Genomic DNA, 6779 nt, shown 5'->3' on the forward strand with positions numbered 1-6779 from the left:
AATTGGAGTTTTAAAATTTAGACATTGAATTTTAAATTTGTAATTATATCCGATGCAGCAAATATTTAACTTTATATTTAAAAACAGTAATCGCTTACTGTTTTTGCTGCTTTTGATAACTTCGTTAACATTAGCCATACAATCTCACTCCTACCACAGAAGTCAGATGGTAAACTCGGCAAATGCCATGACAGGAACTGTTTATGAAAAAATCAACGAAGTTAAAACCTATTTCAGTCTCAAAGACCAAAATGACAAATTAGCACAGGAAAATGCCAATTTGCGTAAATTACTATTCAACCAAAAAGACAGTACTACCAGCTTACTTAAAGATTCTGTAAAAGGTTATGACAAATTAGATGTAATTCAGTCTAAGATCATCAACAATTCTTACAACACACCTGAGAATTACCTAACCATAAATACCGGAACTTTAAAAGGTGTTCATCCAGATATGGGAGTTATAAGCAGTCAGGGAATTGTAGGAGTTATTGAAAAAGTTTCTCCAAATTATGCAACTGTCATCAGTGTATTGAATATCAAATCAAAAATTAATGCCAAAGTAAAACGTACAAATCACTTTGGTTCATTAATCTGGAAAGCTAAAAATGCAGGATATGTGCAATTAGTTGAGATTCCGAGATTGGCTTCTGTTAAAAAAGGAGACACTATTGTAACAGGAGGGATTTCAAAAATTTTCCCTGAAAACATCCCTGTTGGCGTTATTGATAAGATTTACATGGATACCGAAACCAACTATTATACAGTTAACGTACGTCTGTTCAATGATATGACAAACTTAAACCACGTCTATATCATTAAAAACAAAGACATTGGTGAAATTAACAAATTAGAAGCCGAAACCAAACCAAACTAATGAATAGCACAATTTTATTCAATACCATTCGTTTTGTTTTGCTTATCGCAGCACAGGTTATTATTTTCAATAATATCAACCTGTTCGGCTTTGCAAATCCTTTACCTTATGTTTTATTTATCCTGTTATATCCCGTAAACACAAACAAATCAGGATTACTTATTGCCAGTTTTTTTCTGGGACTGATTATTGACATGTTTGAAAACTCAGGTGGAGTTCATGCAACTGCCTGTTTAGTACTTGCATATATCAGACCTGCTTTTTTCAGATTTGCATTCGGTTTAAGTTACGAATACCAAACCATTAAAATAAACGACCGTTTATCACCTGAACGCTTTACTTTCATTTTCATTTCGATCATCACACATCATTTGATTTTATTCCTTTTGGAATTCTTTAAGTTCACGTTCATTTTAGATGCACTTTTAAGAACAATTACAACAACACTTTTTACGTTAATTGTTAGTATCATCATTATTTATTTATTCAAGCCAAGTAAGAAATGAGAAAGCTCCTACTCCCAGGTATGATAATAGTGGCTGCTATTTTAATCATAGCAAGGCTTTTTTATTTACAGATTATCGACGAAGAATTAAAACTTAAGTCGGAGAATATTTCCATAAAGATCAAGTACGAATATCCCGAACGTGGCTACATCTATGACCGTAACGGAGAACTTTTGGTTGCCAATCAACCTTCATACGATATCATGGTCGTTCCGAGGGAGATAAAAGAATTGGACACCATTGAATTTTGTAAGCTTTTAAATATTTCAAAGGAAGAATTCCATAAAAGACTGGACAAAGCCGTCGTCTATAGTCCGTTATTACCTTCAGTTTTCTTAGGTCAATTGAACAAAGCCGAATATGCTGCCTTTCAGGAAAAAGAACGGAAATTTGAAGGCTTTTACATTCAAAAGCGTTCACTCCGTGATTACCAAGTTCATGAAGGCGGAAATGTTTTCGGTTTCATCACACAGGTAAACGAAGCCATTATTGCCAAAAATCCATACTATAAAAGTGGGGATTTAATTGGAAAACAAGGTGTCGAAGAAATGTATGAAGACATGTTACGCGGACAAAAGGGAGTTAAACATATCCAGCGTGACCGCTTTAACCGCGAAATGGGTCCTTATAAGGAAGGAAAATACGATACAATTGCTATTCAGGGAAAAGACATTACACTTACAATTGATGCCGAATTACAGAAATACGGTGAAGCCTTAATGAAAAACAAGAGAGGTGGTATTATTGCCATTGAACCGAAAACCGGTGAAATTTTATGCTTAGTTTCGGCTCCGTCATATGATCCAGGTATCTTAGTAGGGCGTCAGCGTTCACGTAATTACACCCGTCTATACAACGATTCATTGGCAAAACCATTATATGACAGGAGTTTATTAGCCGAATATCCTCCCGGATCACCATTTAAAATATTAACTGCATTAGTAGGATTACAGGAAAGTGTGATTGATACTTCTACAGCTTTCACCTGTCGTGGCGGTTTCAGTTATGGCCGGGGAAGATTCATGCGTTGTCACTGTGGCGGCGGAGTTCGTAAATTACATATGGGTATAGCCAAATCGTGTAATGCATATTTTGGCAACACCTACATGAATACTATCAATCATTTCAATACTCCTTCGATTGGAGTTGATGTATGGAGCAACCACTTAAAATCATTTGGCCTGGGACAATTCATGGGTTATGACCTCCCAACCGGAAGAAGAGGAAATATTCCAACCTCGAAAACCTATGAAAGATTATATCCAAACGGAGGATGGAGAGCATCGGCAATAGTTTCAAATTCAATTGGACAGGGAGAAGTTCTGATGACCCCTATCCAATTAGCCAATATGATGGCAACTATTGCAAATAGAGGCTATTATTACACTCCTCATATTATTAAAAAAATCAAAGGACAACCTATTGATGAAAAATTCAGGACTAAACATGTCACCACTATTGACCCGAAACATTACAAACCGGTAATAGAAGGTCTCGCTGAAGTATTTAAAACAGGTACGGCTTATTTTTTAGGTGTTGACGGAATTGAAATATGCGGAAAAACTGGTACCGCGGAAAATTTTGCCAAAATAAACGGAAGAAAAGTCCAACTTGAAGACCACTCTATTTTTGTTGCATTTGCCCCAAAAGATGACCCGAAGATTGCTATTGCAGTATTTGTGGAAAACGGTGGCTACGGAGCTACCATTGCAGGACCGATTACATCTTTAATGCTGGAAAAATACATCAAGAAAAAAGTAACAAACAAATTCAGGGAAGAAAATATGATGAACCGTAGTTTACAGCACGAGTACAACAAATTTTCTAAAAAATATATCGATTCCATGTACAGAATTAAATTAAAAAAAGATTCTGCAACAAGAGTTAAAAACCAAAAGAAACTAGACTCAATTAAAAAAGCACAAGGAGTACAAATTAAGCCGTAATGAAAAATCAAAGTGTTAAAAATAACATCGACTGGATTACTGTAATTATCTATACAGCACTTGTTGTATTGGGCTGGATGAATATTTATTCGGCAGACATCACAGCTGATTCCAATTATATTTTTGACATTACCCAAAACTATGGAAAACAATTGGTTTTTATTGGCTGTAACATTGTCCTAGTCTTTCTGATACTTTCAATAGACGCCAAAATATACGAACGTTTTGCCAGTGTATTTTTTGGAGCCTCACTATTTTTTCTTGCCGGTCTGTTTGTAGCAGGAAAAGTAGTTGCGGGACAGCGTTGTTGGTATGCCATCGGAAGTTTCACCATACAGCCTTCGGAGTTTGCAAAAGCTGCAACTGCTTTGGCTTTGGCAAAATACCTGAGTGACTCACAAGTCAATTTAAAAAACTTTAATCACCAACTTATCGGGCTTTTAATTATTGCCTTACCAATTTTATTGATTTTGCCACAACCCGATCCCGGAAGCGCATTAATTTTCACCATGTTTATTCTGGTACTCAACCGTGAAGGATTACCATCTTGGTATCTATGGTCAGGCTTCCTGGCTATTATACTATTCTTAATGGCATTATTGATCAAACCTCAATACGTAGTTTTAATTACTTTCCTTGGAGTTGCCATACACTATCTCAAATCAAGACAAATACACAGAAATATCATTGCAAGTGCGGTTGTATTTATCATGATGATAGGCTTTGCTTTATCGGTTGATTATGTTTTCGAAAACGTATTCAAACAACATCACCGTGACCGTTTTAATGTTTTATTCGGACGAGAGGTCGACATGGCCGGAGTGGGATACAATACGAATCAATCCAAAATCGCGATTGGTTCCGGAGGTTGGCTTGGAAAAGGGTATCTGGAAGGAACCCAAACCAAAGGAAATTTCGTTCCTGAACAACATACTGACTACATTTTCACTACTGTTGGTGAAGAATGGGGATTTGTAGGTTCAACTGTAATGATTTTATTATATGTAGGTCTCTTACTCCGCATTTTATATCTGGCCGAAAATCAAAAAACCAAATTCAGCAGGATTTACGGTTATGGCGTTGCCTCAGTACTTTTCACTCACTTTGCCGTAAACATATCAATGGTTATTGGAATATTTCCTACTATTGGTGTTCCTTTGCCTTTCTTATCATATGGAGGATCGAGTTTATGGGCTTTTACCATTCTGCTCTTTATCTTCGTTAAAATGGATGCTAACAAGGTGAATGAGTGGTAGTTTTTATTTAAAACTCCAATCTTTATAATCCACAGATTTTTCTATTTTATTTTCAATTCCATCCGGTAACTTGGAAAAGAAATCAATACCGGTCATTTTTTCGATAGTATCAATAGAAACAACAAAACTGTAAAGCGGCTTGTCTGATTCCTTATGAGGCACCAAAAAACCTATCGCTTTATATTCACCGTTGAAACGATCGATTAAGATTTTATAAAAATACTTAGGCACAGACACTTCTTCATTACCAATGGCATCAAGATCAGGAGTTAAAACACCACCGGTTACAACATACAACCCATCATATTTTTTTGCCCAATATCTGGTTTTCTGTTCCAAACGATTCCAAAGACCTGCATTGAAATCATTTCTTTGTGGGGAAATATTAGAGGTATAAAAAGTTTCATTAAATGCTTCTTTTGAAAACCTACGATCACCGGCCGGGCACAAATGTCCTCTGTCATATCCGGATCGGATATAGTTTTTCCAACTTGCAGAGCCGCTTTTCACCTCAGGATCATCTATAAAGTAAGGACGCTTACGGTTAAAATATACAATGTCATCTTTTTTTAATTCATAAGCCACCCACTCGGCCTGTTCATGCTTTTCAACATACGAAAGTGTATAATATTTATGTCGGATTACAACCCCATTATTTATTTTAGGAAGAAAAAAATCTGTATCATGCATTGATTTATCAGCAAAAGTCACCGCTTTTGAATCATTGACATTATCCTTTCGACTTTCTTTTTTCCCTTCGCAACCCACTATAACTAATCCAAATACACACAACTGTAAAATTTTATCTGCAAACTTCATATAACAAGTGAATTATTGTAAATTTATAATGTAAATATAAAGAAGAACATGTACAATCCTAAAAATTAAACACTATGAAAACTAAATTACTGTTAGCCGGAGCTTCCTTATTTTTTGGATTTTCAGGTATAGCACAAGAAAAAGTTGTGTCTGAAGCAGAAAAACTAACCGCACAAAAGCGCCAGGACTCGATTGTAAAAATAAAAGAAGCCAAAGAAGCAGAAAAAAAAGCACATTTAGCAGAAGTTGAAGCTCAGAAAGCAGCCAAAGAAGCAGAGAAAAAAAGTCAAAAAGCTGCAGCCGAAGCCGAAAAAGAAGCCAAAAATGCAGCTAAAGAAACTGAGATGGCTGCCAAAGAAAAAGAACGTGCTGCAAAAATGGAGGAAAGAAGAGTTGAAGCCGAAGAAAAAAGAGTTAAAGCAGAAGAGAAAAGGCTAAAGGAAATGGAGAAAGAAAGGGACAGAATGGAGAAAGAGAGAGACAAAGCTGAAAAAGCCCGCAAAAAAGCAGAAAAAGAGAGAGAAAAGGCTGCTGATGCACGTGAAAAAGTAAGAGATGCCAAAGAAAAGCAAGATGACATAAACAAAGACATCGACAAAGAAATTAAAAAGCTGGAAAAGCAAGAGAAAAAAGGAAATCTATCCCCAAATGAAATTGACAAAAGAAGAGAAAAAATAGATAAAATGAGGGAAAAAGCTGATAAGCAAAAAGAAAAAATAAGAAAGGCCGAAAAAGCTGCTGACAAGTTAAATTAAAAAATAATCCAAATAAAAAGGGTTGCGGTAGTATCTCACTAACTGTGTAAGTATAAAAAATAATGGGGTTTTAAAACCCCATTATTTTTTTGTTTAATTTTAAATATTACACAGTCTTATGAAAAAAGAAGATTTATTATCAGATGATTTTTTGAAGCAGTTCAAAACCGGTGAAGACCTAAATGGTTTTCTTGCCCAACTACAAAAGCGTGGATTAGAGGCTATTCTTAATGGCGAATTGGATTCTCATTTAGGGTATGACAAGCATGAGAAATCCCCTTCTTCGAACTCTCGTAATGGTTTTTCCAACAAGAAAATAAAAACCTCTTTTGGAGAATCAGAAATTCAGGTTCCAAGAGACAGAGAAGCTTCTTTCAATCCCATGATAATCCCTAAAAGGCAAAGTATGGCTGACGGATTGGAAAATGTCATCATATCGCTTTATGCCAAAGGGATGAGTGTTAGCGATATTGAAGAACAGATAAGAGAAGTCTATAATTTTGATGTATCTACCTCTACTATATCCAGGATTACAGAATCAGTATCCAATGACATTGTTGCTTGGCAAAACCGTCCATTAGAGCCTGTTTACTTAATCGTTTGGATGGATGGTATCGTGT

At 35.7% G+C, this 6779-nt stretch carries 7 protein-coding genes; 6 read left to right on the forward strand and 1 reads right to left on the reverse strand.

Going from position 1 to position 6779, the window contains the following annotated elements:
• Nucleotides 1-52 precede the first annotated feature (52 nt).
• Genes mreC through rodA form a run of 4 tightly spaced genes read left to right on the forward strand, consistent with a single transcriptional unit; the run spans nucleotide 53 to nucleotide 4585 of the window.
• On the forward strand, nucleotides 53-877 hold the full coding sequence (gene mreC, locus NAT51_RS14700; RefSeq protein ID WP_250599937.1) for a rod shape-determining protein MreC: 825 nt from the start codon (nucleotides 53-55) through the stop codon (nucleotides 875-877).
• Nucleotides 877-1383 carry a rod shape-determining protein MreD gene (locus NAT51_RS14705; protein WP_250599939.1) on the forward strand — a complete coding sequence of 169 codons (507 nt, stop codon included), beginning with the start codon at nucleotides 877-879 and terminating at the stop codon, nucleotides 1381-1383. Before mreC ends, NAT51_RS14705 begins: the two co-directional genes overlap by 1 nt.
• Nucleotides 1380-3329 carry a penicillin-binding protein 2 gene (gene mrdA / locus NAT51_RS14710; protein ID WP_250599941.1) on the forward strand — a complete coding sequence of 650 codons (1950 nt, stop codon included), beginning with the start codon at nucleotides 1380-1382 and terminating at the stop codon, nucleotides 3327-3329. Before NAT51_RS14705 ends, mrdA begins: the two co-directional genes overlap by 4 nt.
• Complete coding sequence (rodA, locus tag NAT51_RS14715; protein WP_250599943.1) at nucleotides 3329-4585, forward strand: rod shape-determining protein RodA; 1257 nt, start codon at nucleotides 3329-3331, stop codon at nucleotides 4583-4585. Before mrdA ends, rodA begins: the two co-directional genes overlap by 1 nt.
• 3 nt (nucleotides 4586-4588) lie before the next feature.
• Here the strand turns inward: rodA and NAT51_RS14720 are convergent, their stop codons facing one another.
• Nucleotides 4589-5404: a DNA/RNA non-specific endonuclease gene (locus NAT51_RS14720; protein ID WP_394799705.1), complete on the reverse strand. Its 816-nt coding sequence runs from the start codon at nucleotides 5402-5404 to the stop codon at nucleotides 4589-4591.
• A 74-nt stretch (nucleotides 5405-5478) separates the two neighbouring features.
• Between NAT51_RS14720 and NAT51_RS14725 the strand changes: the two genes are divergently transcribed.
• Together NAT51_RS14725 and NAT51_RS14730 are read left to right on the forward strand one after the other, a co-directional pair.
• Nucleotides 5479-6159: a hypothetical protein gene (locus NAT51_RS14725; protein WP_250599945.1), complete on the forward strand. Its 681-nt coding sequence runs from the start codon at nucleotides 5479-5481 to the stop codon at nucleotides 6157-6159.
• 118 nt (nucleotides 6160-6277) lie between these two features.
• The coding region (locus tag NAT51_RS14730; RefSeq protein WP_250599947.1) for a transposase at nucleotides 6278-6779 on the forward strand (502 nt) is incomplete at its 3' end.

Source organism: Flavobacterium amniphilum (assembly GCF_023634845.1).
GTDB lineage: Bacteria > Bacteroidota > Bacteroidia > Flavobacteriales > Flavobacteriaceae > Flavobacterium > Flavobacterium amniphilum.

Coding starts and splice junctions, on each gene's coding strand:
- mrdA (WP_250599941.1), top strand. CDS start 1,380: ATGAGAAAGCTCCTACTCCCAGGTATGATAATAGTGGCTGCTATTTTA.
- NAT51_RS14720 (WP_394799705.1), bottom strand. CDS start 5,404: ATGAAGTTTGCAGATAAAATTTTACAGTTGTGTGTATTTGGATTAGTT.
- mreC (WP_250599937.1), top strand. CDS start 53: ATGCAGCAAATATTTAACTTTATATTTAAAAACAGTAATCGCTTACTG.
- NAT51_RS14705 (WP_250599939.1), top strand. CDS start 877: ATGAATAGCACAATTTTATTCAATACCATTCGTTTTGTTTTGCTTATC.
- NAT51_RS14725 (WP_250599945.1), top strand. CDS start 5,479: ATGAAAACTAAATTACTGTTAGCCGGAGCTTCCTTATTTTTTGGATTT.
- rodA (WP_250599943.1), top strand. CDS start 3,329: ATGAAAAATCAAAGTGTTAAAAATAACATCGACTGGATTACTGTAATT.